The organism is Mesorhizobium sp. WSM4846, from assembly GCF_055811415.1.
In genome coordinates, this window is sequence record NZ_JBVVPZ010000003.1 from 117,894 (window position 1) to 143,105 (window position 25,212).

The window sequence follows — 25,212 nt, forward strand, 5'->3', positions numbered from 1 at the left end:
ATGCACAAACTTGAGCGCCTCTTGCGCCCGCGCACGATTGCCGTGTTCGGCGGCGCACAGGCCGCCGCCGTCGTCGCGCAGTCGATCAAGATGGGCTTTGCCGGCGCGATCTGGCCGGTGCACCCGACCAAGGACGAAGTCGCCGGTCGCAAGGCCTACCGTTCGGTGGCCGACCTGCCCGGCGCCCCGGACGCCGCCTTTGTCGGCGTCAACCGGCATTCGACCATCGAGGTGGTCAAGGCGCTGGCCGAGCGCGGTGCCGGCGGCGCCGTCTGCTTTGCCGCCGGCTTTCTCGAGACCGAGGCTTATGACAAGCATGGCGAGCGATTGCAGGCGGAACTGGTCGCTGCGGCGGGCCAGATGCCGATCATCGGGCCGAACTGCTACGGCCTGATCAATTATGCCGACGGCGCGCTTTTATGGCCCGACCAGCATGGCGGCATCAGGCTGGCCGAGGGCGGCCGCGGCGTCGCCATCATCACCCAGTCGTCGAACATCGCCATCAACACGACGATGCAGAAGCGCGGCCTGCCGATCGCCTTTCTGATGACCGCCGGCAACCAGGCACAGACCGGCCTTTCGGAAATGGCGCTCGGCCTGATCGAGGACGATCGGGTCACTTCGCTCGGCCTGCATATCGAGGCGTTCGATTCGGTAGCCGGCTTCGAAAGGCTGGCCGCGCGGGCGCGAGAGCTGAAGAAACCGATCATCGCCATGAAGGTTGGCCGCTCCGAGCAGGCGCGGCAAGCAACGGTGTCGCATACCGCGTCGCTGGCCGGCTCGGACGCTGCCTCGGGCGCCTTCCTGAAGCGGCTCGGCATCGCCCGCGTCGATTCCATCCCTGCCTTCATCGAGGCGCTCAAGCTGCTGCACGTCACCGGCCCCCTCCCCGGCTACCGGCTGTCGTCGATGAGCTGTTCGGGCGGCGAAGCGTCTGTCATGGCCGACAGCGCCGAAGGCCGCTGGGTCAATTTCCCGGCGCTGACCGACACCCACCGCGCCCACGTCAAATCGACGCTCGGGCCGCTGGTTGCGGTGGCCAACCCGCTCGACTACCACACCTTCATCTGGAACAACGAGCCGGCGATGACCGCCACCTTCACCGCCATGGTGTCGGGCGGCTTCGACCTCAACATGCTGGTGCTCGATTTCCCGCGCCCCGACCGCTGCTCCGACACCGACTGGTGGACGACGCTGCGCGCCTTCGAATCGGCGCTGAAGACCAACAAGGCGCAGGGCGCGATCGTCTCCTCGCTGCCGGAAAACCTGCCCGAGGAATACACCGCCGGGCTGATGGGACGCGGCATGGTGCCGTTGTTCGGCATTTCCGAAGCCATGGACGCCGCCCAGGCGGCCGCCTTCATCGGCTGGGCCTGGCGCGAGCCGCAGGCGCAGCCGATCGACACCTCCGCTTCCGGGGCGCCGGCCGGCGACCATGTCACGCCTGATGAGGCCGAGGCGAAAGCGCGGCTGATCGAGGCCGGGCTCCCCGTGCCGAGCGGTGAACGCGCCGGCAATGCGGTCGAGGCGGTCATCTCCTCGATGGCGCTCGGTTTTCCGGTTGCGCTGAAGGCTTTGGGCGTCACCCACAAATCCGAGCTTGACGCGGTTCGGCTCAACCTCAGGGACGCCGAATCCGTCAGCACGGCCGCCCATGATCTCGATGCGCTCGGCACCGGGCTCTATGTCGAGCGCATGGTGCGCGACGGCGTCGCCGAACTGCTCGTCGGCTTCACCCGTGACCCGATGTTCGGCGCGGTGATGACGCTGGGCACCGGTGGTGTGCTGGTCGAGCTGCTGCGCGACAGCGTCACGCTGATGCTGCCGGCGACCCGCGACGACATCGAGGCGGCATTGCGCCGGCTCAAATTGTTCCCGCTGCTCGAAGGCTATCGCGGCCGGCCCAAGGCCGATCTCGCGGCGGCCATCGAGGCGATATCAGGCATCGCCGCCTTCGTGCAGAAAAATGCCGGCGAGATCGAGGAGCTCGACATCAACCCGCTGATCGTCTGCGCGCAAGGCAAAGGCGCCTGGATCGCCGACGCGCTGCTGGTGCTTGGAGAGAACTAGAATGTCTGACGTCATCACCACCCGCCGCGAGGGCACGATCCTCGAAGTCACGCTCGATCGGCCCAAGGCCAACGCTATCGACCTCAACACCTCGCGGCTGATGGGCGAGACCTTCAAGGCGTTCCGCGACGATCCGGATCTGCGGGTCGCCATCGTCAAGACCGCCGGCGACAAGTTCTTCTGCGCCGGCTGGGACCTGAAAGCCGCGGCCGGCGGCGATGCTGTCGACGGCGACTATGGCGTCGGCGGGTTCGGCGGGCTGCAGGAGCTGCGCGATCTCAACAAGCCGGTCATCGCCTGCGTCAACGGCATGGCGGTCGGCGGCGGCTTCGAGCTGGCGCTGTCCTGCGACCTCATCTACGCGTCGGATCACTCCTCCTTTGCGCTGCCGGAAATTCGCGCCGGCACGCTGGCCGATGCAGCGACGATCAAGCTGCCGAAGCGCATTCCCTATCATGTCGCCATGGACCTTTTGTTCACCGGCCGCTGGATGGATGTCGCCGAAGCGCATCGCTGGGGTCTGGTCAACGAGGTTCTGCCCAAGGAGAAGCTCGAGGATCGCGTCTGGGAGATCGCACGACTGCTCGCCGGCGGTCCGCCGCTGGTCTTTGCCGCGATCAAGGAGACGGCGCGGGTCGCCGAAGCACTCACCTTCCAGGACGCGATGAACCGGGTGACGCGCCGCCAATTGCCGACGGTTGACGCACTGTACGGCTCGGAGGACAATCTCGAGGGTTTTCGCGCCTTTGCCGAAAAGCGCGACCCAGTGTGGAAGGGGAAGTGAAGGTATTGTTGAAATGACGCCACTCCGTCACACCCCCCTCTGGCCTGCCGGCCATCTCCCCCTCAAGGGGGGAGATTGGCAGCTTCGGCCTTGCAGCCCGTCTTGCAGCGTTGGAGATTGGCGAAAACCGAAGCGACATCCGATCTCCCCCCTTGAGGGGGAGATGCCCGGCAGGGCAGAGGGGGGTGCTCAGGCGCTGTCGTCAAAACGCGTTCAGCGTCCATGACCGACTACAAAAAACTCATCGACGCCGAGACCTGGGCCTTCATCGAGCGGACCAATTCCTATTTTCCGCCTGATGCGATCGACTACACCATCGATCAGCAGCGCGACATCTACGACCGCATGTGCCGTGAATTCTCTGCCGGCCACCCAGACAACGTTACGGCGGAGACCACCGCCATTGCCACGCCTTCGCATCCCATCCCGATCCGCATCTACCGCACACCCGCGCCGGAAGCGGCGGCGATGGTGCTTTATTTCCATGGCGGCGGTTATATCCTCGGCGGGCTCGACAGCCATGACGACCTATGTGCCGAGCTTTGCAGCCGCACCGGCTATGAGCTGGTTTCGGTCGACTACCGGCTGGCGCCGGAACATCTGCATCCGGCCGGCTTCGACGATGCCATCAGCGCCTTCGAATGGGCGGCGACGACCTACAAGCGCCCGATCCTGCTTTGCGGCGACAGCGCCGGCGGCAATCTTGCCGCCGCGGTCAGCCATGCGACGCGCGGCCATGCACGAAGGCCGATCGGCCAGGTGCTGATCTATCCCGGCCTTGGCGGCGACCGCTCGCAAGGCTCTTACGTGACCCATGCCGAGGCGCCGATGCTGACGGTCCGCGACCTCGATTTCTACATGAATATCAGGACCGGCGGCGAAGACCGCACCGGCGATCTCACGCTGTCGCCGCTGGCCGATGCCGATTTTGCCAATCTGCCGCCGACTGTGCTGATCACCGCCCAATGCGACCCGCTGTCGTCAGACGGCGAGGCCTATCGCGACCGCGTCGTCGCGGAGGAGGGTCACGCCTACTGGTTCGAAGAGCCGGGGCTGGTGCATGGCTATCTCAGAGGCCGGCACACGGTCGGTCGTGCGCGCTCGAGCTTTACCCGGATCGTTGACGCGGTATCGGCTCTGGGACGCGGCGAATGGATCTGGTGAGGGTCCTACCCCACTGCCCGCGACGCCGCCCGGCCGGCGCTGCGGCCTGAAAAAATGCAGCCGCCAAGAAACGTCCCTTCCAGCGCCGCATAGCCATGCATGCCGCCGCCGCCGAAACCGGCGGCTTCGCCGACCGCGTACAGTCCCTCGACCGGCTGGCCATCGGTACCCAGGACGCGGCTGTCGAGATCGGTCTGCAAGCCGCCCAGCGTCTTGCGGGTCAGGATGTTGAGCCTGACCGCGATCAGCGGCCCATTGGCAGGATCGAGTATCTTGTGCGGCTTGGCCGTGCGGATCAGCCGGTCGCCGAGATAGGCGCGGGCGCCGCGCAAGGCGGTGATCTGCATATCCTTGGAGAACGGATTGTCGAGCTGCCGGTCGCGGGCGCGGATCTCGCGCTCGACCTGCCCCAGTTCGAGCAGCGGCTCGCCGCCGACAAGCGCGTTCATGCGGGCGATCAGCGCCGGCAAATCGGGCTCGACGATGAAATCCTCGCCCTTCTCCATGAACGCCTTCACCGGACCGGGAACGCCCGATGTGGCGCGGCCAAGCACCTGGCGCCAGCTTTTTCCGGTGAGGTCGGGGTTCTGCTCGGAGCCCGACAGCGCGAACTCCTTCTGGATGATCTTTTTGGTCAGGACGAACCAGGAATAGTCGAAGCCGGTGCTCATGATGTGGCTGAGCGTGCCCAGCGTGTCGAAGCCGGGATAGAGCGGGACCGGCAGGCGCTTGCCGCGGGCGTCGAGCCACAGCGACGACGGACCGGGCAGGATGCGGATTGCATGGTCGGTCCAGAGCGGCGCCCAGTTCCTGATGCCTTCGACATAGTGCCACATGCGGTCGCGGTTGATGATGCTGCCGCCGGCCTGTTCGGTGATCGCCAGCATGCGGCCGTCGACATGGTCGGGAACGCCAGAGATCATGCACTTGGGCGGCGTGCCGAGCCGCTGCGGCCAGTTTTTGCGGACAAGCTCGGGATTGCCGCCGATGCCGCCGGAGGCGACGATGACCGCTTGCGCCTTGAACTCGAAGTCGCCGGCGATGTCGCGCGAACTCCTGCGGCCGCGCTCGACATCGCTCGGCTCAAGCATGTCGCCGCGCACGCCATTCACGACGGCGCCTGTCCGCGCCAGTTCGTTGACCCGGTGGCGGAATTTGAAGCGGATCAGCCCGCTATTCTCGGCCTCGCGCACGCGCCGTACGAACGGGTCGAGCACGCCCGGCCCGGTGCCCCAGGTGACGTGAAAGCGCGGCACCGAATTGCCGTGGCCGACGGCGTTGCCGCCGCCGCGCTCGGCCCAGCCGACGATTGGGAAGAACTTCATGCCGCGCTGCGTCAGCCAGGAGCGCTTCTCGCCGGCGGCGAAGCCGACATAGGCCTCGGCCCAGCGGCGCGGCCAAAAATCTTCCGCACGGTCGAAGGCGGCGGTGCCAAGCCAGTCCTCGAGCGCCAGATCCTGCGAATCGCGGATGCGCATGCGCCGCTGCTCGGGCGAATCGACGAGGAAGATGCCGCCAAGCGACCAGAACGCCTGGCCGCCGAGCGACTGTTCTGGCTCCTGGTCGACAACGATGGTCTTCTTGCCGGCCTCGGCCAGCTCGGCCGCCGCGACGAGCCCGGCAAGGCCGGCGCCTACAATGATCACATCCGCATCGTCAGCCACTTTCCCCCCGGCTCTCCTCCCCGGCTGACGATTGTCAGACCGTCTCCCAGCCTTCCTTCTCGCCGGCGCGGAAGATGGCGTCGATGACCTTCTGGTTGAGCACGGACTCTTCCAGCGTGAAGACGCGGTCGGTGCCGCCCTGTGCCGCCCGCGCGAAGGCCTGGACCTCCAGCCGGTACTGCTGCATGCCGGGGAAGCGAAACACTTGCGCCTCGCTGTGGTTCTGGTTGTGCAGCTCGATGCGATGGTGGTCGTAGATTCCGGCGTTGAACGGCGAAAGCACCTCGATCAAGCCCTTCTCGCCGTGGAACACCATAACCTGCCGCGCCGCCATCTGCGTCGACAGATAGAACGACAATTCGAATTCGCCGAAATCGGCGCGGATGGAGGAGTAGATGTCGGTGCCGAATGTCTTGTCGCGCTCGATCGTCGCCTGGACGCGCAGCGGCTCCTTGCCGGTCGAAAAGCGCGTCGACACCGTCGGGTAGACGCCGATGTCGGGCAGCGCGCCGCCGCCGAGGTCGAGCTGGTTGCGCATGTTCTTGGGATCGACATTGTAGTAGGAGAACGCGCCCTGGACATGGCGCAGCCGGCCAATGGCGCCGCTGGCGATCAGCTCGCGCACCTTGATCCATTGCGGGTGGTAGACGACCATGAAGGCTTCGCAAACCAGCACGTTCTTGGCGTCGCGCAGCTTGATCAGCGGCGGAATGTCCCTGGCGTCGAGCGCCAGCGGCTTTTCGACCAGAACATGCTTGCCGGCCTCGATCGCCTTGGCCGTCCATTCGACATGCTGCGCGGTCGGCAGCGGGATGTAGACGCCGTCGACGTCCCTGGATGCGAGCAGCTCGTCATAGGAGCCGAAGGCATGGGGGGCGCCGAACCGATCGGCTAGGGCACGGGCTTTCGACAGGTCGCGGCTGGCGATCGCCGACAGCACGCCGTTCTCCGCCTCGACCATTGCAGGCAAAAGATGCTCGCGGCCGATCTTGGCCGTCGACAAAACACCCCATCGGAACATCAGGCTTCTCCCTCTTCAAATTGCAGGCGTGGAGGTTTGCCTGAAATCGGCAAAAAAGCCAATGCGAAGCATGGCAGCGAGCAAGGCGATCGTCTGCGGCTTGTTCGGATGCCGGCGCTGCCCTCCGCAGAGCTTGGGTTCCTCGTCCCCACGAAGTGGGCCGCTTTGCGGGGGCGAGGAAACCAGGTCCTGCAAAGCCTATCCCCTTCTACATGTAAGCGTCATGTCGAAGTCGACGACGTTCGAATAGATCGGCGTGCCGACATCCATGCCGTAGCGCGACCGCAGCACCTTGCCGGTGACATGGAATTTTATCGTGCCTGCCTTGAGACCGGCGAGCTCGGCCGTGAACTTTTCCGAAAAAGTCTTGCCGCGCGCCGTCAGCCGACCGGTGACGAGGGCTGACGTGTCGCCGATGCGTCTCACGCTGGTCGAGCGGAACTGGATTTCCGGGTTGTTGGTGGCGTCGAACACCGCGTCGGAGCGAAGGAAGGCGTCGACGCGGCCCTGACCGGTGCCGACGCTTTCGGGAAAGATGGTGATATTGACCTGGGAGCGCCCGACATTGCTGTTGTCGATGCGGATGCTGCCCTTGAAGCGGGCGAAGGCGCCGGCAAGCCCGCCGCCGCCGGCTTTGCCGACGGAGAAACGGATGCTGGAGCCGGCCGGGCTGATCGTGTAGCTGCCGGCAGCCTCGCTGAGTGCTACCGCCGCGAAAACAGGCATGGCAAGGCACGTGGCGACCGCTGCAAATCCGAAGATGCGCGCAACCATGGGCGTGATCCTTTTTTGGAGGCAACGCTTCTCTAGCGCCCTCGCCCCATCAACGAATGAGCCGCCTGCTCTATTCCGCGCTGTGATCCGACGAAGGCGTGATCATGCGCGTCAGCACCGTGTCCTTCAGCCAGAAATGATGGCGCAGCGCCGCGGCGATATGCAAGGCGACAAGTCCGATGCCAGCATAGGCGAGATACCAATGCGCCGAGGTCCAGAAGCTTTCCGCCGGGTCCGATTCCGCGAGTGGCAGGTCCGGCATGACGAACAGGTTGAACGGCACGCTCGGGATCTCCAGCATCGACGCCGACACCAGCGCCCAGCCCGACAGAGGTAGCGCAAGCTGAGACACGTAGAGCGCAAAATGGACGAGCGGCGCCACGCGGCGCTCTAAAGGCCCAACCGAGCGCGGCAGCGCCGGCGCTGCGTTGCCGAGACGCCAGGCAATGCGCAGGATCACCAGCCCGAGCAACAGGAAGCCGAAGGATTTGTGCAGCTGGATCAGCTCGAAGGCGGTGCGCTGGCTGGACACCCGCACCATGACGAAGCCGAGCACGAACTGGCCGATAAAGATCGCGGCGATCAGCCAGTGAAGGACGATTGCCGCCCAGCCATGGCGGGTGGTGTCGTTTGTGATTAATGCGGGCATAGTCGGTGAACGATGGCCGGGGCCGCCTTCTTCCACCCTCACGTTGTGGGAGGGTCGCGCAGCAAATGCCGCCAAGCGGCTTTTGCGAAGCGGGGTGGGGGTCTCGTAGGGCGCTACCCCACCCCGGCTCGCAGCCTCCGCTTCGCTCCGATTGCGAGCCGACCCTCCCCACAAGGGGGAGGGCGGGTTACCCGCTCATCTTGAAGAAATCGACGAAGGCTCGCAGCGCCGGCCGCATCTGGCGGCGGCTCGGATAGTAGACGAAGAAACCGTCGAAGGGCGGGCACCAGTCCTCCAGCACGCGAATGAGTTTGCCGGCGGCAATGGCATCGCGAACATAATCCTCGAACAGGAAGGCAAGCCCAGCGCCGTCGACCGCCGCATTGGCGATAAGATGGTCCTCGTCGAGGATCAGCGGCCCTTGCACCGCCAGCTCGATCTCCTCGCCGTCCTTCTCGAATTCCCAGCGGTAGACGATGCCGCTGGAGAAACGGAAGCGGATGCAACGGTGACCGACGAGATCGTGGGGATGGCGCGGCTTGGGCATGGTCGCGAAATAGGATGGCGCGCCGACGACGGAGCCGCGAAGGTTTGGACCGATGCGCACAGCGATCATGTCGCGCTGCAGGCTCTCGCCGAGCCGGATGCCGGCGTCGAAGCCGCCTTCAACCATATCGGTGAAGCGGTCTTCGATGACGATCTCCAGCACGATGTCGGGATAGGCCGATGCAAAGGCACCGAGCCGCGGCGTCAGCGCTAGGTGGGCGGCGGTGCGCGGCACGGTCAGCCGGAGATTGCCAGCCGGCCGGTCGCGCGCCTCGACCGCCGATTCCAGCGCCAGATCGATTTCCGACAGCGCCGGCCTCAGCCGCTCGAGCAGCTGCGCGCCTTCCTCGGTCGGGGCGACGCTGCGCGTGCTGCGCGCCAGGAGCCGCACGCCAAGACGCGCCTCCAGGCTGGAAACCGCGTGGCTGACTGCCGATGGCGCGATGGCGAGCTCCTTGGCCGCGCCGCGAAAGCTGCCGCACTGGGCGACGGTAGCCAGCACTGCGAGTTGGGAAAGATGCGTTCGCTTCATTGATCTATTTCTTGGAACGGCCCGTGCAAATGAGAGCCGATTATCGAACGCGGTGCAAGGCGCTATCTCTGCCTTCACAACAAGGAGACGCGTGATGCAAACCCGCAAGCTTGGAAATGAACTTGACGTCTATCCGGTCGGTCTCGGCTGCATGGGGATGAGCTTCGGCTATGGCGGCCAGCCGGAGGTGGACGCGATCGCCACGCTGCGCCGCGCCGTCGATATCGGCGTCAATTTCTTCGACACGGCCGAGGTCTATGGCCCGTACGAGAATGAGATCCTGCTCGGCAAGGCGCTGAAGCCGGTGCGTGACCAGGTGACGATCGCGACGAAATTCGGCTTCAAAATCCTTGAAGAAGGTAACGGCGTCGAGCGCATGGCCGGCGTCGACAGCCGCCCCGAACACGTCAAGGCGGTGGCCGAAGCGTCGCTGAAGCGGCTAGGCGTCGAGGTGATCGACCTGTACTACCAGCATCGCGTCGATCCCAATGTGCCGATCGAGGATACGGTCGGCGCCATGGCCGAGCTGGTGCGCGAGGGCAAGGTGCGCGGGCTCGGTCTGTCGGAGGCGAGTGCCGCGACCATCCGCCGGGCGCATGCGGTGCATCCGATTTCAGCCGTGCAGAGCGAATATTCGCTGTGGAGCCGCGATCCGGAGGAGGAGGTGTTCGCCGCCTGCCGCGAGCTCGGCATCGGCTTTGTCCCCTACAGCCCGCTCGGCCGCGGCCTGCTGACCGGAACGATCGCCAAGCCAGAGGTGCTCGGTGCCGATGACTGGCGGCGTGGACTACCGCGCTTCCAGGCCGACGCCATGGCCGCCAATGCGGCCGTTGTCGCGACGCTGGAGACAATGGCGGCGGACAAGGGCGTGACGCCGGCGCAGCTGGCGCTCGCCTGGGTGCTGCACCAGGGCGATTTCATTGTGCCGATCCCCGGGGCGCGAAAAATCAGCCATCTCGAGCAGAATGCGGCAGCAGCACAGATCGCGCTGAGCCAGGCGGAAGTGGCGACCATTGGCGACGCCCTGTCGCCGGAGAAGGTCACCGGCAAGCGCTACACCGAAGAGCTGCTGGCGCTGGTCAATGGATAACAGCGGCTATGAAATCCCTTCAGGCTTGAGTTCCGGGGGGCGAGCGCCAGCGTGAGGTCTCGCGCGGCTCTGCCTTCTCCCCTTGTGGGAGAAGGTGTCGCCGAAGGCGACGGATGAGGGGTGTTCCAGCTTGGCAAAAGCCGCGCTCCGTCCAACACCTCTCTTCCGTCTTGGCGCCACGCGCCAATCCACCTTCTCCCACAAGGGGAGAAGGCAAGATGGCGCGGTGCCCCTTCTTGGTTTGCAACTTAGGCCCGCAGCACGCCGCCGGTCTGCTTGTGCACATTCTCGACGATGCGCTTTGCCAGCGCCTCGAAATCCTCGTCGGTCAGCGTCTTTTCGACCGGCTGGATCGACACTTCGATGGCGATCGATTTTTTGGCCGCGCCGAGTGACGCACCTTCGAACACGTCGAAGACCGAGACGTTGGTGATCAGCTTCCTGTCGGCGGCAAGCGCTGCGCGGGTCAGCGTGCCGGCTTCGACCGCCTTGTCGACGACGAAGGCGAAATCGCGCTTGACCGCCTGGAAGGCGGACAGTTCCAGTCTCGGTTTTGTCCGCGTCGGCTTGGCCTTCGGCTCGGGCACGGCATCGATGAAAACGTCGAAGCCGCAGAGCGGCCCTGAGACGTCGAGTTCCTCCAGCGTCTTCGGGTGGAATTCGCCGAATGTTCCCAAAATGACCTTCGGCCCGAGCTTGATCGTGCCGGAGCGGCCGGGATGATACCAGGCCGGGCCGCCGGCCTCGATCTGCAGCCGCTCGACAGGCGCGCCGCAGGCTTCAAGTGCTGCGACCGCGTCGGCCTTGGCGTCGAACACGCCGACCGGACCGGCATTGCCGCCCCAGTGGCGGCCGGAGCCTTCGAGCTTGGCGGTGCCGCGCCGCACGCCGGCGGCGACGCGCCGCTGCTGGTCGGCCGCATCGCCCTCATAGGTGCCCGACACTTCGAACAGCGCGACATCGCCGATGCCCTTGTCGGCATTGCGCTGCGCGGCGGCGATCAGGCCCGGCAGCAGCGACGGCCTCATATCGGACATGTCGGCAGCGATCGGGTTGGCGAGCTTCAGTGCGCTCTGGCCGCCGCCGAACAGTTCGGCATGTTTTGCCGGAATGAACGACCAGGTGACCGCCTCCATCATGCCGCGCACCGCCAGCGCCCGCTTGACGGCGCGGGTGCGGACCTGCAGGACAGTCAGGATCTTGGCGTTGACGGCATCGTGCGCGCCGAGCGGCTGCGGCGCGATGTTGTCGACGCCATGGATGCGCATGACCTCCTCGACCAGATCGGCCTTGCCGTCGACATCCGGCCGCCAGGACGGCACCGCCACATTGACGACATCGCCCGCGCCTTCCGGCTTGAAGCCGAGGCGCGAAAGAATGGCGAGGCTCTCCTCCATGGGCACCTCTATGCCGGTCAGCCGACTCACTTCCGACAGCGGGAAGGAAACGATCTTCGGCGCGTGACCGGCATAGCCGACGACTTCGGTTTCGGTCGGCGTGCCGCCGCAGAAGTCCAGCACCAGCTTGGTCGCCAGTTCCACGCCGGACACCATGAATTCCGGGTCGACGCCGCGCTCGAACCGGTAGCGCGCATCGCTGATGATGCCGAGCGTCCTGCCGGTGCGAGCGGTGGTGATCGGATCCCAAAGCGCCGATTCGATCAGCACTTCGGTGGTGTTCTCGTCGCAGCCGGAATGTTCGCCGCCCATGACGCCGGCGATCGATTCGACGCCGTCCTGGTCTGCTATCACGCACATGTCAGGCGTCAGCGTGTATTCGCGGCCGTCAAGCGCCAGCACCTTTTCACCGTCACGCGCCCGGCGCACGGTAAGGTTGCCGGCGACCTTGTTCGCGTCGAACACATGCAGCGGCCGGCCGCGATCGAAGGTGACGAAATTGGTGATGTCGACCAGCGCGCTGATCGGCCGAAGCCCAATGGCGATCAGCCGCTGCTGCAGCCATTTCGGCGACGGACCGTTGTTCACGCCTTTCACCAATCTCAGGGCGAAGCCGGGGCAGAGCTCCGGGGCTTCGATCGTCACCTTCACCGGGCACATGCCGCTGCCGGCATGCGGCATGATCGCGCCGCCGACGAGGCGGCCGAGCCCGCTCGCCGCCAGATCGCGGGCAATGCCGTAGACGCTGGTCGCGTCCGGACGGTTCGGCGTCAAATTGATCTCTATGACCGGATCGTCGAGATGCGCATAGGCGGCGAAGCTGGTGCCGACCGGCGCATCGGCCGGCAGATCGATGATGCCGTCATGCTCTTCGGAAAGCTCGAGCTCGCGCTCGGAGCACATCATGCCGTGACTTTCGACGCCCCTGATCTTGCCGACCGTCAGCGTCAAGTCGATGCCGGGAATATAGGTTCCGGGTGCTGCAAAGGCGCCTATCAGCCCCGCGCGGGCGTTCGGCGCTCCACACACAACCTGCACGGGTGCCTTGCCGTCGCCGGTATCGACCGTCAGCACGCGCAACCGATCGGCATCGGGGTGCTGCACCGCCGCCAGCACCTTGGCGATGACGAAGGGTTTTAGGCTCGATCTGTCGTCGACATGCTCGACTTCGAGGCCGATCGAGGTCAGCCGCTCGACGATCTCGTTAAGCGAGGCGTCGGTCTCGAGGTGGTCCTTGAGCCAGGAGAGGGTGAATTTCATGACTGTGTTCCGTCTGGTCTGGGCACGCTGGTCTTCAGATGTCTCGGCAAGTCATCCGGCATGTGCACGAAGGGAAGCTGCTCGCGCACATGGGCGTGGTGCGTCGGCTTGAAATAGGCCGGCATGTCCATGGCGCCGAGCATGAAATAGATGTGGTCGGCCAGCCGCTCATCGACATAGGCGATCGGCGAGCCGCAGATGCCGCAAAACGAGCGCGTCACCGGCCCGTTCTCGAACATCTTCAGCGCCTTGCCCGTGAAGGCGACCTGCTCGGTGATGAAGCCGACGAAGGCCGATACCGGCGCGCCGCTGGCCCGCCGGCAATCGCCGCAATGGCAATAGCTGACATGGTGCGGTTCGGCCGAAGCCTCGAACCGCACGGCGCCGCAGCGGCAGCCGCCGGTGTGGGCCGCTGTCATGTGCTCAAGCCTGCGAACAGCGTCGGCATGTCGAGCGGCCGGAAGCCGTAATGCGACAGCCAGCGCACATCGGCGTCGAAGAAGGCGCGCAGGTCCGGCATGCCGTATTTCAGCATGGCGATGCGATCGATGCCCATGCCCCAGGCAAAGCCCTGATATTCGTCGGGATCGAGCCCGCCATATCTCAGCACATTGGGGTGGACCATGCCGCAGCCGAGGATCTCCATCCAGTCGGAGCCTTCGCCGAAGCGCACCTCGCCCGGCCGCGAACGGTCGCACTGGATGTCGACCTCCATGCTGGGTTCGGTGAACGGGAAGAAGCTCGGCCGGAAGCGCATCTTGACCTGGCGTACCTCAAAGAAGGCCTTGCAGAACTCCTCCAGCACCCATTTCATGTTGGCGACGTTGGCTGATCTGTCGATCACCAGCCCTTCGACCTGATGGAACATCGGCGAGTGCGTGGCATCGGAATCCTGGCGGTAGGTTTTTCCGGGAATGACGATTCGGATCGGCGGCTTCTGCACCTCCATGGTGCGGATCTGCACCGGCGAGGTGTGGGTGCGCAAAAGCTTGCGCTCGCCCTTCTCGTCCGGCTGGAAAAAGAAGGTGTCATGCATCTCGCGCGCCGGATGGCCTTCCGGGAAGTTCAGCGCGGTGAAATTGTAGTAATCGGTCTCGATATCGGGACCTTCGGCGATGGCAAAGCCGAGGTCGCCGAAGATCGCGGCAATCTCGTCGCTGACCTGGCTGATCGGATGGATGCGGCCGCGCTCGGCCGGCGATTGCCGCACCGGCAGTGTGACGTCGACCTTTTCCGCCGCGAGCCGTGCCGCGATCGCTGCGTCCTTGAGTTCGGCGCGGCGCGCGGTAAGCGCCTCGGTGATGCGGTTCTTGAGACCGTTGATCGCCGGGCCTTTTATCTGGCGCTCTTCTGCGCTCATCGAGCCGAGCGTCTTCAGCATTTCGGAGACCGAGCCCTTCTTGCCGAGCGCTGAAACACGCACGGCTTCGATCGCCTGCTCGTCGGCGGCCGACGCAATGTCGCTCATCAGGGAATTTTCGAGAGTTTCCATGTCACTCATGTTTCAGACTCGATTGAAGGCAAAGAAAAACCCGCGCCAGCCCTGCCAGCGCGGGTTTCCCAAATCAAGTGTCGATGTGCTTGGGAAGGCGCTGGTTAGGCTACAGCGCTTTCAAAAGCGTTCGGCGTGGTGTTCTTGAGGTACTCGAGCGCGACCTTGGCCTTGGCCACAAGGGCGGCAAATGCCTGCGGCTCGTGGATGGCCATGTCCGACAGGACCTTGCGATCGATCTCGATGCCGGCCTTGTTGAGACCGTCGATGAACCGGCCATAGGTCAGGCCATGCTCGTGGGTCGCGGCATTGATGCGCTGGATCCACAGAGCGCGGAACGAACGCTTACGGTTCTTGCGGTCGCGGTAGGCATACTGCAGCGACTTTTCCACCGCCTGCTTGGCGATGCGAATGGTGTTCTTGCGGCGGCCGTAGAAACCCTTGGCGGCTTTCAGGACCTTTTTGTGCTTGGCGTGCGAGGTGACGCCTCTTTTTACGCGTGCCATGTCATGATCTCCTTAAAACTTGTCCAGACCGAATGCCTTAGAGGCCGTTCGGCAGAAAATTCTTGATGACCTTCTTGCCATCCGGTTCAGCCAGAACCATCGTGCCGCGGGCATTTCGAATGAACTTGTTGGAACGCTTGATCATGCCGTGACGCTTGCCGGCCGCAGCCGACAGGACTTTACCCGTACCTGTGATCTTGAACCGCTTCTTGGCGGCTGACTTGGTCTTCATCTTGGGCATTTTGCTACTCCGTTTATGTGCGCATCATCGCGCTTTTTGTTCGCTTCAGGCCGACCAAAGCCCGAAAAGCAAATGAAACCGCCACGGCATGCCCTGCCGGGCGGTTTTTGGGAACGGCGGTGCTATACGTCAAAGCGGGCCGGCGTGCAACACCCTGTGCCGACACACAATGGGCCTATGGGAAACGGAACAGCACCGGCAGTATGCCCGATTGCTGGGCGGCGTCGATCGATTCGAAAAACGGCATGGCGACGAGGAACACCAGTCCGTCGAGCAGCGTCGTCCGCAGCAGGCGCGGCTTGAAGCCGCCGGTGTCGCCTTCCTGATACAGCGAAAGCTTCGGGAAAAAGCGCGGCACTCGCGCCATATAGGCTTGGAACGGCGTTCCGAAGGCCTCTTTCAGGAACGTCTCTTCGCGCAGGATGACGACATGAAAGGCGGCGGCGCAAATCACCGCGAAGCCGATCGCCGCAGTGATCGAGCCCATCTGTGCGCCGACGCCGGCGGCAGCTATCGAGGAGAAGACATAGAGCGGATTGCGGGTGATCGAATAGGGTCCGCCGATAACCACCTCGGAGGATTTGCGTCCGCCGATATAGAGCGTCGACCACAAGCGCCCGACAATGCCGAGAAAGATCAGCAGGACGCCGACCATTTCGATCGTTTCGTGCGGCACGCTTTCGGGAGGAAAAGCAGACTGGCCAAACAGCAGTGCTGCGAACATGACGACAACGAGGGCGGCAAGCACCATCCTGCGCGCGTGCTGATACCTGCCCAGCGCACGCCTGGCCTGCGCTTGTTCGGCCCGCGCAGATTTAACTTCATTGAGCATGTCGGGAATCCAATCGTCGAGGAACTTGCCGGCGATCGCGGCATCCGCGCTCAATACAGCCAGAAGAGGACGGGAATTACGCCGCTTTCCTGTCCGGACTCGATGAGTTCGAAAAACGGTACGGAAGCCACGAACATCAAGCCGTCGCGCAGCGTGTGATTAAAAATGCGCGGTGTGAAGGTGACCTCGGCCTGATCGCGATAAAGCCGGGGATTGGGAAAAAACCGCGGCACCCGTGCGATGTAGTCCTTGTACGGCGCCCCGAGCACGGTCGTCAAATGCCGTTCCTCGCGCAGCGTGACGATGTAGAACGCGGCCGCGCACAAAACCGCCGACGCCACCGAGACGATCACGCTGCCGGTCTGGGCGCCGATGCCGGCGGCCCCTATGGTGGAGAAAAAATACAGCGGGTTGCGCATCACCGAATATGGGCCGGTAGCAACCAGTTCGGCCGACTTACGGCCGCCGATATAGAGGATCGACCAGAGCCGGCCGCCGATCCCGATCAGTATCAGAGCTATGCCATACTGCCCCTCTATGCGTTCGTGGCCTAGTTCATCGTGCGTGGAGCCGCCGAAGATCAGCAAAGCGCAAAAAGCACCGATCAGCAGCGCCAGCAGGACGCGCCGGCGCCGCTGATAGCGGCCCATTTCGTCGAACGATCTTTCAATCGGAGAACGTGCCGCAGCGGCCATGGACAATCCTTTCGCCGCGAGGACCGGCAACCGGAATCCTTGTCGATGCAACTTGCGGAGAAATCATGGCGAAGACAAAAACAAACAAAAGGCCGCCGAAGCGGCCTTTGCTTGGACGGGACCGCTTTAGCGGAATCGCTTAGCGGGGCGCCAGCACCATCATCATCTGGCGGCCTTCGAGCTTCGGTTCAGCTTCAACTTTGGCGATCGGTGCAACTTCCTCGCGAACCTTGTTCAAAAGCTGCATGCCGAGCTCCATATGCGCCATCTCGCGGCCGCGAAAGCGCAATGTCAGCTTGACCTTGTCACCTTCCTCGAAAAACCGCCGGACCGCTTTCATCTTGGTCTCGTAGTCATGGCTGTCGATGTTCGGGCGCATCTTGATCTCTTTGATCTCGATGACCTTCTGGTTCTTGCGCGCCTCGGCCGCCTTCTTCTGGTTGGCGTATTTCAGCTTGCCGAGATCGAGAATTTTTACGACGGGCGGCACTGCGTTGGGCGATATCTCGACCAGATCGAGCCCAGCCTCTTCGGCGAGCAGCAATGCGTCGTTGATGGAGACATCGCCATGGTTGTGGCCTTCGGCGTCGATAAGCTGGACCCGGGGAACCCGGATGTCACGGTTGGAGCGCGGGCCCTCCTTGGTGGGCGCCGTTGCTTTGAAAGGTCTGCGAATGGTCGTGGTCTCCTTGAGCCGTTTCGTTAAGGGGTTTTCAATTCAGAATTGCGAACGCGCCAATGTGGTGAGCGCGCGGCCGGAGTCAATAGCACAGCGCTCACAGGAAATCACCTGTTCCCTGACTTCTGCCTGCACCAAACGAAGAAAGTTGCCGAGCACTTTTCGTGGAACCGTCCGCTGTGTCAAAAGACCTGCGTGAGGAGTGAGCCATGACCGCACCGGTTTTTCTCGACGTCGACGGAACCAGCATCGCTGTCAGGCGCGCTGCGGGTGCCGCGCCAGGCATTGTCTGGCTCGGCGGCTACAAGTCGGACATGCTGGGCACCAAGGCCGAGAAGCTGGCGGAATGGGCGAGCGGGCAAGGCCGGGCTTTCCTGCGCCACGACTATTCCGGTCACGGCGAATCGGGCGGCGCCTTTGCCGACGGCACCGTCTCGAATTGGCTTTCGCAAAGTCTCGCCGTCTTCAATCATTTCACGCAAGGCAGGCAAATCCTGGTCGGCTCCTCGATGGGCGCATGGATCGCGCTGCGCATGGTCCAGGAATTGCGCCAGGAATTGCACAACCTAGGCGAGAACCGCATCGCCGGCCTGGTGCTTCTGGCGCCGGCGCCGGATTTCACCGCCGAGCTGGTCGAGCCGGCGCTGACCAAAGCGCAGAAGCGCGATCTCGCCAAAAAAGGTTTTTTCGAGGAGCCGTCGGACTATTCGGCCGAGCCTTACGTCTACACCCGAGCGCTGATCGAGGACGGCCGCAACAACCGGGTGCTGACCGGGCCGATCGACACCCACTGCCCCGTCCACATATTGCAAGGGCTGGCCGATGCCGACGTGCCGCCGAGCCATGCGCTGAAACTGGTCGGCCTGCTGCCGGCCGACGACGTCACGCTGTCGCTGATCCCCGACGGCGACCACCGCCTGTCGCGGCCTCAGGATCTCGACATGCTGGTGCGGGCGGTCGATGCCATCGTGCGGCAGGCAGGCTAGGACATGCGCATTTCCATTCCGGTATCCGCCTTCGTCGCAGCGATCGTCGGCTTCGGCGGCACGTTGGCCATCGTCATCGCCGCCGCCAAGGCAGTCGGCGCGACGCAAGTCGAAACCGCGAGCTGGGTGACGGCGATCTGCCTCGCGATGGCGATCGAGAGCCTGTGGCTGTCGTGGCGCACCAGGATGCCGGTCATCGCCGCATGGTCGACGCCGGGAGTTGCGCTGATCGCGGCATCGAGCGGCTTTTCGATCAACGAGGCCGTCGGCGCCTTCATCGTCACCGGGATTTTGCTGATTGCCACCGGCCTGTTCAGGCCCTTGACCAAGCTGATCGCCAGGATACCGGCCTCGGTCGCATCGGGGATGCTCGCCGGCATCGTTGTCACCTTCGCCATCAATGCGGTGAAGGCGATTCCCGTCGATCCGTGGCTGATCCTGCCGCTGATCGCCGCCTTCTTTGTCATCCGCCTGTTCAATCCGGCGCTCTCGGTGCTGGCAGTGCTGATCGGCGGCGGCGCTGCCGCCTTCCTCACCGGCCGGGTCGGTGGTCTGCCGACCCCGGAACTTTCGACATTGACGCTGATTGCGCCGCAGTTCACCGTCACGGTGATCATCGGCCTGGGGCTGCCGCTTTATCTCGTCACCATGGCGTCGCAGAACCTGTCCGGCCTCGCCGTGCTGAGGGCGGCGGGCTACCACCCGGAACCCGGCCCGCTGATCGGCGTGACCGGCCTGCTTTCGCTGCTGTCGGCACCATTCGGGGCCTCGACCACCAACCTGGCGGCGATCTCGGCGGCGATCTGCACCGGCCCCGACGTGCATCCCGATCCGGGCGAGCGCTGGAAGACCGGTCCCTTCTACGCGCTTGCCTACCTCGTCTTCGCCATTTTCGGCGCCTCGCTGGTGGCGATCTTCGCCGTGCTGCCGCAGAGCCTGATCGTGCTTGTCGCTGGACTGGCGCTGATGGCGCCGCTCGCCAACGCGCTGTCGATCGCCTTGAAGGAAGACGGCGAACGCATGGCCGCTAGCGTCACCTTTGCCGTCACCGCCTCGGGGCTGACGCTGTTCGGCGTCGGTGCGGCGTTCTGGGGCCTGATTGCGGGCCTGGTCGTCCTTTTCCTTGAAACACTCAAAAAGCGATAATCATTTCAAACGCTTGTCCGGTTTTGGCCGACACTGTCTTGAATCGCCGTTTTTCTCATCCCATTTCGATTCCACGCAGCCGGGATTGGCTGTCTCCAACTGAAGGATTGGGAGAAAATGAACACATCTGCATTGATCCGTCCGGCCTGGACGCCGGCGACCATCGCTCTGATGGTGATCGGTTTTATGGTGTTCTGGCCGCTCGGCCTCGCCATGCTCGCCTACATCATCTGGGGCGACCGGCTTGACGGCTTCAAGCGCGACGTCAACCGCGCGACCGACGGCATCTTCGCCGGCTGCCGCCGCGGTTCCGACAAAGCGGCGCGCTGGGGCCACGGCTCCGCCCGCACCGGCAACGTCGCTTTCGACGACTGGCGCGAAAAAGAACTCGAGCGGCTCAATGAAGAGCGCCGCAAGCTCGACGAGATGCTGAGCGAGTTCGACGAATACGCCAGGGAACTGCGTCGCGCCAAGGACCAGGAAGAGTTCGACCGCTTCATGGCGAACCGCAACAAGTCGACGTCACCCACAACCGGCGGGCCCACAACCGGCGGTGGCAAATCCACGCCAGGCCTGCTTGACAAGTAAGTCACTTGCCTCGACATAAATTATAATCAAAAACGGCGTCGCGTCAGCGGCGCCGTTTCTTTTTTGTTCTATTCGTTTTCCTCGAATCACGTATCGTTCCGGCCATGTCATTCGGCTTCTTCCGCAACCTGACCAAACCCAGGCCCGCCCCCGTCGTGGAGCGGGAGCATTGTGTTGCCGGCCGCACGCTCCCGCTCAAGATCGTCGAGAGCGACCGGGCGCGGCGATTAACGCTGCGCATCGATTCCGGTGGCCGGGGCCTGCGCATCACCGTGCCACCGGGCCTGCGGCGAGGCGAGGTGGAAAAATTCCTTGACCGCCATCAGGACTGGCTGGAGCAGCGGCTGGCCAAAGTGCCTAACCGGCCGCAGGTGCGGCCCGGTATCAAAATACCGGTGCGCGGCGTGCCGCATCGCATCGTTCATGAACCCTCGAAACGCGGTACCGTCACGCTGTCGTGCGACGAACGCGGTCCGCTGATGATCGTGCATGGCGAGCGCGTGCACCTGCCGCGCCGCATCGCCGATTTCCTCAAGCGCGAGGCCAAGCGCGAGATCGAGCGGTTGGTGGTCAGGCACACCGGGACGATCGGCAAGCGCGCCAAGGCAATCCGCTTCAAGGACACGTCGAGCCGCTGGGGGTCATGCACGTCGGACGGCAATTTGTCGTTTTCCTGGCGGATCATGATGGCGCCGCGACCGGTCATAAACTATCTCGTCGCGCATGAGGTGGCGCATCTCAAGGAGATGAACCACGGCCCGAAATTCTGGAAGCTGTGCGAGCAGCTCTGCCCCGACACCGAGCGCTGCAAGGACTGGCTCAAGCGCAATGGCGGCGCGCTGCAAGCGATCATGTTCGAATAGATCGCCCGGTCAATCATCATTCGCCGCGTTCAACTCCTCTGGGCGCAGCCCCTCGTCGGTATGGCGCGGCCATGGCAGGAAGTCCTTCTTGAACGCATTGCTGCCGAAATAGTCGAGCGCGCGGTGTGCCTCGGCGCCGTTGAAGGCGGCCTTGTCCATCAGATGAGCGATGACCTCGCGAGCCTGCGCGACTTTTTGCCTGAGTTGGGCGACGGTATCGTCTGCCATGCTTGTTTGCTCCCGTCGGTATTATCTGAAGTAAGTAGCCCGTTCCGCTCTCTTGTCTTAGGAAGGTAGCGCGTTCCGCGCCGGTGGCAAACATGCGCTTTTTCTCGACTCTTTTGCCGTTTCGTGCCAATCCCCGCGTCATGGCGCTCGACATCAAGATATGCGGACTGAAGACCGACAAGGCATTGGCCGCGGCATTGGCCGGCGGCGCCAGTCATGTCGGCTTTATTTTCTTTGCCAAAAGCCCGCGCTATGTCGAGCCGGCGGAAGCCGGCCGCTTGCGCGAAGCGGCAATCGGCAAGGCCAAGGCGGTTGCCGTGACGGTCGACGCCGGCGACGCGTTTCTGGATGAAATCGTCGAAAAAATGCAGCCCGACATGCTGCAGCTGCATGGCTCGGAAACGCCGGAGCGGGTGGCCGAGATCAAGGCCCGCTATGGCCTGCCGGTGATGAAGACGCTGCCGGTCAGCGATACTGCCGACCTGGAGCGGACAAGACCCTTCGTCGGCATTGCCGACCGTTTCCTGTTCGACGCCAAGCCGCCGAAAGGTTCGGAACTGCCGGGCGGCAACGGCATTGCTTTCGACTGGCGCCTTCTGGCCGGCCTTGACGCAGGCGTCGATTACATGCTTTCCGGTGGGCTCAACGCCGCCAACATCGGCGATGCCTTTCGGCTTGCCAACCCGCCCGGACTAGACATTTCCTCAGGCGTGGAAAGCGCGCCGGGCGTCAAGGATCCGGCGCTGATCGAACAGTTTTTCCGGGCCGTCAAGGCAGCACGCGACAGCCGCGCCGCCTGACCGTGCTTCAAACCACAAGCTAGGAGATCGGCGATGAACAAGCCGGCGATACCCAATTCCTTCCGCACCGGACCCGACGAGCAGGGCATGTTCGGCATCTTCGGCGGTCGTTTCGTTGCCGAAACATTGATGCCGCTGATCCTCGACCTCGAGCGGCACTGGAACGAGGTCAAGGACGATGCGGATTTCAAGGCCGAACTGACTGACCTTTCGACCCACTATGCCGGGCGGCCGTCGAAGCTTTATTTCGCCGAAGGCCTGACCAGGCATCTTCGCGAGGTTTCCGCGGCTAAGGGCCTCGGGGGCGGCGCAAAGGTTTATTTCAAGCGCGAGGATCTGAACCACACCGGCTCGCACAAGATCAACAACTGCCTCGGCCAGATCCTGCTGGCCAAGCGCATGGGCAAGAAGCGCATCATCGCCGAGACCGGCGCCGGCCAGCACGGCGTCGCGTCGGCCACCGTGGCGGCGCGTTTCGGCTTTCCGTGCGTCGTCTATATGGGCGCCACCGACGTCGCCCGGCAAAGCCCGAACGTCTTCCGCATGAAGCTGCTCGGCGCCGAGGTGCGGCCGGTGACTGCCGGCCACGGCACGTTGAAGGACGCCATGAACGAAGCTCTTCGGGATTGGGTGACCAATGTCGAGGACACCTACTACCTGATCGGCACCGCCGCCGGCCCGCATCCCTATCCAGAGCTGGTGCGCGACTTCCAGTCGGTGATCGGCATCGAGGCGCGCGCCCAGGTCCTCGAGCAGGAAGGCCGGCTGCCGGACACCATCATCGCCGCCGTCGGCGGCGGCTCCAACGCCATCGGCCTTTTTCACCCGTTCCTCGACGACCGCAGCGTAAAGATCATCGGCATCGAAGCCGGTGGCCACGGCCTCGACGGCATCGAGCATTGCGCCTCAATGAACGCCGGCGCGCCCGGGGTGCTGCACGGCAACCGCACCTATCTCCTGCAGAACGCTGACGGGCAGATCATGGACGGGCATTCGATTTCGGCCGGCCTCGACTATCCTGGCGTCGGGCCGGAGCATTCCTGGCTGCGCGACAGTGGCCGCGTCGACTATGTGCCTGTTCTCGACGACGAGGCGCTGGAGGCGTTCCAGTTGACGACACGCGTCGAAGGCATCATTCCGGCGCTCGAATCCGCCCATGCCATCGCGCATGCGGTGAAGATCGTGCCGGCCATGGACAAGGACCAGATCGTCATTGTCAACCTGTCCGGCCGCGGCGACAAGGACGTGCATACGGTGGCCAATATGCTGGGCATGGAGATCTGATCATGACCACCCGCATCGACCGTCGCATGGCCAAGCTGAAGGCCGAAGGGCGCCCGGCACTCGTCACCTATTTCATGGGTGGCGACCCGGACTACGACACCTCGCTGTCGATCATGAAGGCATTGCCCGGCGCCGGCAGCGACATCATCGAACTCGGCATGCCGTTTTCCGATCCGATGGCCGACGGCCCGGCGATCCAGGCGGCCGGCCTGCGCGCGCTGAAAGGCGGGCAGACGCTGGTCAAGACGCTGAAGATGGCTTCGGAATTCCGTGCCGCCGACAATGAAACGCCGATCGTTTTGATGGGCTACTACAATCCGATCTACATCCACGGAGTCGACCGCTTCCTCGGGGATGCGCTGGCCAGCGGCATAGACGGGCTGATCGTCGTCGACCTGCCGCCGGAAATGGATGAGGAGCTGTGCATTCCGGCGCTGAAGGCCGGCATCAATTTCATCCGGCTGGCGACGCCGACCACCGACGACAAGCGCCTGCCCAAGGTGCTGCAGAACACCTCCGGCTTCGTCTATTACGTGTCAATGACCGGCATCACCGGCTCAGCACTTGCCGACACCGGCAAGGTGGCGGCGGCGGTCGGGCGCATCAAGGGCCATACCGATCTGCCGGTCTGCGTCGGCTTCGGCGTCAAGACCGCCGAGCAGGCACGCATCATCGGAGCGTCAGCCGACGGCGTCGTCGTCGGCACCGCGATCGTCAATGCGGTCGCCAATGTTCTTGGGCCGAAGGGCGAACAGACCGCCGATCCGGCCGAGGCGGTCGCCACGCTGGTCAGCGGGCTCTCGCAAGGCGTGCGTGCGGCCCGCCTTGCTGCCGCCGAATAGTCTTGATCTTCTGGTTGACCGTGATCTCCACCGAAAACCGGTTTCCACTTTTCGGGATCATGGTCTAACTCTTCGTCAGGACAGGAGCCGAAGCGATGAACTGGATCACCAACTACGTTCGACCGAAGATCAATTCGATGCTCGGCCGGCGCACCGACATGCCTGAAAACCTCTGGATCAAGGATCCGGAGACCGGCGAGATGGTCTTCCACAAGGATCTGGAGCAGAACCAGTTCGTCATCCCGTCCTCCGGCCATCACATGAAGATCTCGGCCAGGGAGCGGCTGAGATTCTTCATGGACGACGGCAAGTACGAGATGCTCGAAAACCCCAAGGTGGTGCAGGATCCGCTGAAATTCCGCGACGAGAAGCGCTACACCGACCGGCTGAAGGACGCCAAGGCCAAGACCGGGCTGGAGGACGCGATCATCAATGCGCTGGGCACCGTCGAAGGCCTGCCGGTGGTGGTGACCGTGCAGGACTTCGCCTTCATGGGCGGCTCGCTCGGCATGGCCGCCGGCGACGCCATCGTTCGTGGCTTCGAGGTCGCAGTGCAACGCAAGCGGCCGCTGATCCTGTTCGCGGCCTCCGGCGGCGCCCGCATGCAGGAGGGCATCCTGTCGCTCATGCAATTGCCGAGAACCACGATCGGCGTCGATCGGCTGAAGGAAGCCGGTCTTCCCTATATCGTCGTTCTGACCAACCCGACTACCGGCGGTGTCACTGCCTCCTACGCCATGCTGGGCGACGTGCACATCGCCGAGCCCGGCGCGCTGATCGGCTTTGCCGGGCCGCGCGTCATCGAGCAGACGATCAGGGAAAAGCTGCCCGACGGCTTCCAGCGCTCCGAGTATCTGATGGAGCACGGCATGGTCGACATGGTGGTGTCGCGGCTGGAGATGCGCCAGACGATCGCACGACTCCTGAAAATGCTGCTCAAGCTGCCGCAAGAAGAAAAGCCGCTGGAACCGGAAATCCTGCCGCCGGTGGCGGTCCCGGCGGAAGCACGCCCGCAAGCCTGACGCGACATCCGTCGTCGCGAACCGCGATTGCGCGCCATCTGTGGCGCTGTAGCATCT

The 25,212-nt window shown here is 64.0% G+C and carries 26 protein-coding genes; 12 read left to right on the forward strand and 14 right to left on the reverse strand.

All coding sequences use genetic code 11. The features are described 5' to 3' along the window. The 3 genes from AC0L15_RS04525 to AC0L15_RS04535 all read left to right on the forward strand — a co-directional run bounded on the left by AC0L15_RS04525 (position 1) and on the right by AC0L15_RS04535 (position 4,018). On the forward strand, positions 1 to 2,070 hold the full coding sequence (locus AC0L15_RS04525; protein WP_287246725.1) for an acetate--CoA ligase family protein: 2,070 nt from the start codon (positions 1 to 3) through the stop codon (positions 2,068 to 2,070). Position 2,071: 1 nt separating this feature from the next. After that, positions 2,072 to 2,854 carry a carnitinyl-CoA dehydratase gene (locus AC0L15_RS04530; protein WP_091592612.1) on the forward strand — a complete coding sequence of 261 codons (783 nt, stop codon included), beginning with the start codon at positions 2,072 to 2,074 and terminating at the stop codon, positions 2,852 to 2,854. A gap of 222 nt (positions 2,855 to 3,076) precedes the next feature. Then, positions 3,077 to 4,018, forward strand: a complete 942-nt coding sequence (locus tag AC0L15_RS04535) for an alpha/beta hydrolase (RefSeq protein WP_287246726.1) — start codon at positions 3,077 to 3,079, stop codon at positions 4,016 to 4,018. A gap of 5 nt (positions 4,019 to 4,023) precedes the next feature. On the opposite strand, the gene AC0L15_RS04540 is transcribed toward AC0L15_RS04535, so the two are convergent. From AC0L15_RS04540 to AC0L15_RS04560, 5 genes are all read right to left on the reverse strand, one after another. Further along, positions 4,024 to 5,682, reverse strand: a complete 1,659-nt coding sequence (locus tag AC0L15_RS04540; RefSeq protein WP_287246727.1) for an FAD-binding dehydrogenase — start codon at positions 5,680 to 5,682, stop codon at positions 4,024 to 4,026. A gap of 34 nt (positions 5,683 to 5,716) precedes the next feature. Beyond that, positions 5,717 to 6,703 carry a Gfo/Idh/MocA family protein gene (locus AC0L15_RS04545; protein ID WP_287246728.1) on the reverse strand — a complete coding sequence of 329 codons (987 nt, stop codon included), beginning with the start codon at positions 6,701 to 6,703 and terminating at the stop codon, positions 5,717 to 5,719. Positions 6,704 to 6,901: 198 nt separating this feature from the next. Next, positions 6,902 to 7,477, reverse strand: coding sequence for a YceI family protein (locus tag AC0L15_RS04550; protein WP_473495950.1), 576 nt, complete (start codon positions 7,475 to 7,477; stop codon positions 6,902 to 6,904). A 70-nt stretch (positions 7,478 to 7,547) separates the two neighbouring features. Continuing rightward, positions 7,548 to 8,126 (reverse strand): cytochrome b, encoded by a 579-nt coding sequence (locus AC0L15_RS04555; RefSeq protein WP_287246730.1) that lies wholly within the window; start codon positions 8,124 to 8,126, stop codon positions 7,548 to 7,550. A gap of 187 nt (positions 8,127 to 8,313) precedes the next feature. After that, the gene (locus AC0L15_RS04560; protein ID WP_287246731.1) at positions 8,314 to 9,204 is read right to left on the reverse strand and encodes a LysR family transcriptional regulator; all 891 of its coding nucleotides are present in this window, start codon (positions 9,202 to 9,204) and stop codon (positions 8,314 to 8,316) included. 94 nt (positions 9,205 to 9,298) lie between these two features. On the opposite strand from AC0L15_RS04560, the gene AC0L15_RS04565 reads away from it, so the two are divergent. Further along, positions 9,299 to 10,294 (forward strand): aldo/keto reductase, encoded by a 996-nt coding sequence (locus AC0L15_RS04565; RefSeq protein WP_287246732.1) that lies wholly within the window; start codon positions 9,299 to 9,301, stop codon positions 10,292 to 10,294. A gap of 248 nt (positions 10,295 to 10,542) precedes the next feature. Here the strand turns inward: AC0L15_RS04565 and pheT are convergent, their stop codons facing one another. From pheT to infC, 8 genes are all read right to left on the reverse strand, one after another. Then, the gene (gene pheT / locus AC0L15_RS04570; protein ID WP_473495951.1) at positions 10,543 to 12,951 is read right to left on the reverse strand and encodes a phenylalanine--tRNA ligase subunit beta; all 2,409 of its coding nucleotides are present in this window, start codon (positions 12,949 to 12,951) and stop codon (positions 10,543 to 10,545) included. After that, complete coding sequence (locus AC0L15_RS04575) at positions 12,948 to 13,370, reverse strand: GFA family protein (protein WP_027152017.1); 423 nt, start codon at positions 13,368 to 13,370, stop codon at positions 12,948 to 12,950. Before AC0L15_RS04575 ends, pheT begins: the two co-directional genes overlap by 4 nt. Beyond that, complete coding sequence (gene pheS / locus AC0L15_RS04580) at positions 13,367 to 14,452, reverse strand: phenylalanine--tRNA ligase subunit alpha (protein WP_287070983.1); 1,086 nt, start codon at positions 14,450 to 14,452, stop codon at positions 13,367 to 13,369. Before pheS ends, AC0L15_RS04575 begins: the two co-directional genes overlap by 4 nt. 95 nt (positions 14,453 to 14,547) lie before the next feature. Beyond that, a complete protein-coding gene (gene rplT / locus AC0L15_RS04585; RefSeq protein WP_023796882.1) occupies positions 14,548 to 14,949 on the reverse strand; it encodes a 50S ribosomal protein L20 in 402 nt (133 codons plus the stop codon). A gap of 37 nt (positions 14,950 to 14,986) precedes the next feature. Further along, positions 14,987 to 15,190 (reverse strand): 50S ribosomal protein L35, encoded by a 204-nt coding sequence (gene rpmI, locus AC0L15_RS04590; RefSeq protein WP_006201248.1) that lies wholly within the window; start codon positions 15,188 to 15,190, stop codon positions 14,987 to 14,989. Between the two features lie 175 nt (positions 15,191 to 15,365). Continuing rightward, complete coding sequence (locus AC0L15_RS04595; RefSeq protein WP_287246734.1) at positions 15,366 to 16,022, reverse strand: methyltransferase family protein; 657 nt, start codon at positions 16,020 to 16,022, stop codon at positions 15,366 to 15,368. Between the two features lie 50 nt (positions 16,023 to 16,072). Continuing rightward, positions 16,073 to 16,717, reverse strand: coding sequence for a methyltransferase family protein (locus AC0L15_RS04600; RefSeq protein ID WP_023796884.1), 645 nt, complete (start codon positions 16,715 to 16,717; stop codon positions 16,073 to 16,075). Positions 16,718 to 16,856: 139 nt separating this feature from the next. After that, positions 16,857 to 17,393, reverse strand: coding sequence for a translation initiation factor IF-3 (gene infC, locus AC0L15_RS04605; protein WP_077374810.1), 537 nt, complete (start codon positions 17,391 to 17,393; stop codon positions 16,857 to 16,859). Between the two features lie 212 nt (positions 17,394 to 17,605). On the opposite strand from infC, the gene AC0L15_RS04610 reads away from it, so the two are divergent. The 4 genes from AC0L15_RS04610 (at position 17,606) to AC0L15_RS04625 (ending at position 20,979) form a co-directional block, all read left to right on the forward strand. Further along, positions 17,606 to 18,382 carry an alpha/beta hydrolase gene (locus tag AC0L15_RS04610; protein ID WP_287246735.1) on the forward strand — a complete coding sequence of 259 codons (777 nt, stop codon included), beginning with the start codon at positions 17,606 to 17,608 and terminating at the stop codon, positions 18,380 to 18,382. 3 nt (positions 18,383 to 18,385) lie between these two features. Continuing rightward, the gene (locus tag AC0L15_RS04615) at positions 18,386 to 19,528 is read left to right on the forward strand and encodes a benzoate/H(+) symporter BenE family transporter (RefSeq protein WP_287246736.1); all 1,143 of its coding nucleotides are present in this window, start codon (positions 18,386 to 18,388) and stop codon (positions 19,526 to 19,528) included. A 117-nt stretch (positions 19,529 to 19,645) separates the two neighbouring features. Further along, the gene (locus AC0L15_RS04620; RefSeq protein ID WP_287246737.1) at positions 19,646 to 20,116 is read left to right on the forward strand and encodes a DUF2852 domain-containing protein; all 471 of its coding nucleotides are present in this window, start codon (positions 19,646 to 19,648) and stop codon (positions 20,114 to 20,116) included. Between the two features lie 104 nt (positions 20,117 to 20,220). After that, the gene (locus tag AC0L15_RS04625) at positions 20,221 to 20,979 is read left to right on the forward strand and encodes a M48 family metallopeptidase (RefSeq protein ID WP_027152023.1); all 759 of its coding nucleotides are present in this window, start codon (positions 20,221 to 20,223) and stop codon (positions 20,977 to 20,979) included. A 9-nt stretch (positions 20,980 to 20,988) separates the two neighbouring features. Here AC0L15_RS04625 and AC0L15_RS04630 read toward each other — a convergent pair whose 3' ends face one another. After that, complete coding sequence (locus AC0L15_RS04630) at positions 20,989 to 21,207, reverse strand: hypothetical protein (protein WP_023796889.1); 219 nt, start codon at positions 21,205 to 21,207, stop codon at positions 20,989 to 20,991. A gap of 140 nt (positions 21,208 to 21,347) precedes the next feature. On the opposite strand from AC0L15_RS04630, the gene AC0L15_RS04635 reads away from it, so the two are divergent. The 4 genes from AC0L15_RS04635 (at position 21,348) to accD (ending at position 25,155) form a co-directional block, all read left to right on the forward strand. Next, positions 21,348 to 22,007, forward strand: coding sequence for a phosphoribosylanthranilate isomerase (locus tag AC0L15_RS04635; RefSeq protein ID WP_287246960.1), 660 nt, complete (start codon positions 21,348 to 21,350; stop codon positions 22,005 to 22,007). Positions 22,008 to 22,040: 33 nt separating this feature from the next. Further along, complete coding sequence (gene trpB, locus AC0L15_RS04640; protein WP_287246738.1) at positions 22,041 to 23,291, forward strand: tryptophan synthase subunit beta; 1,251 nt, start codon at positions 22,041 to 22,043, stop codon at positions 23,289 to 23,291. A gap of 2 nt (positions 23,292 to 23,293) precedes the next feature. Beyond that, entirely contained in the window at positions 23,294 to 24,133 is an 840-nt protein-coding gene (gene trpA / locus AC0L15_RS04645) for a tryptophan synthase subunit alpha (RefSeq protein ID WP_287246739.1), read from the forward strand. A gap of 95 nt (positions 24,134 to 24,228) precedes the next feature. Further along, positions 24,229 to 25,155 carry an acetyl-CoA carboxylase, carboxyltransferase subunit beta gene (gene accD, locus AC0L15_RS04650; RefSeq protein WP_287246740.1) on the forward strand — a complete coding sequence of 309 codons (927 nt, stop codon included), beginning with the start codon at positions 24,229 to 24,231 and terminating at the stop codon, positions 25,153 to 25,155. Positions 25,156 to 25,212 lie beyond the last annotated feature (57 nt).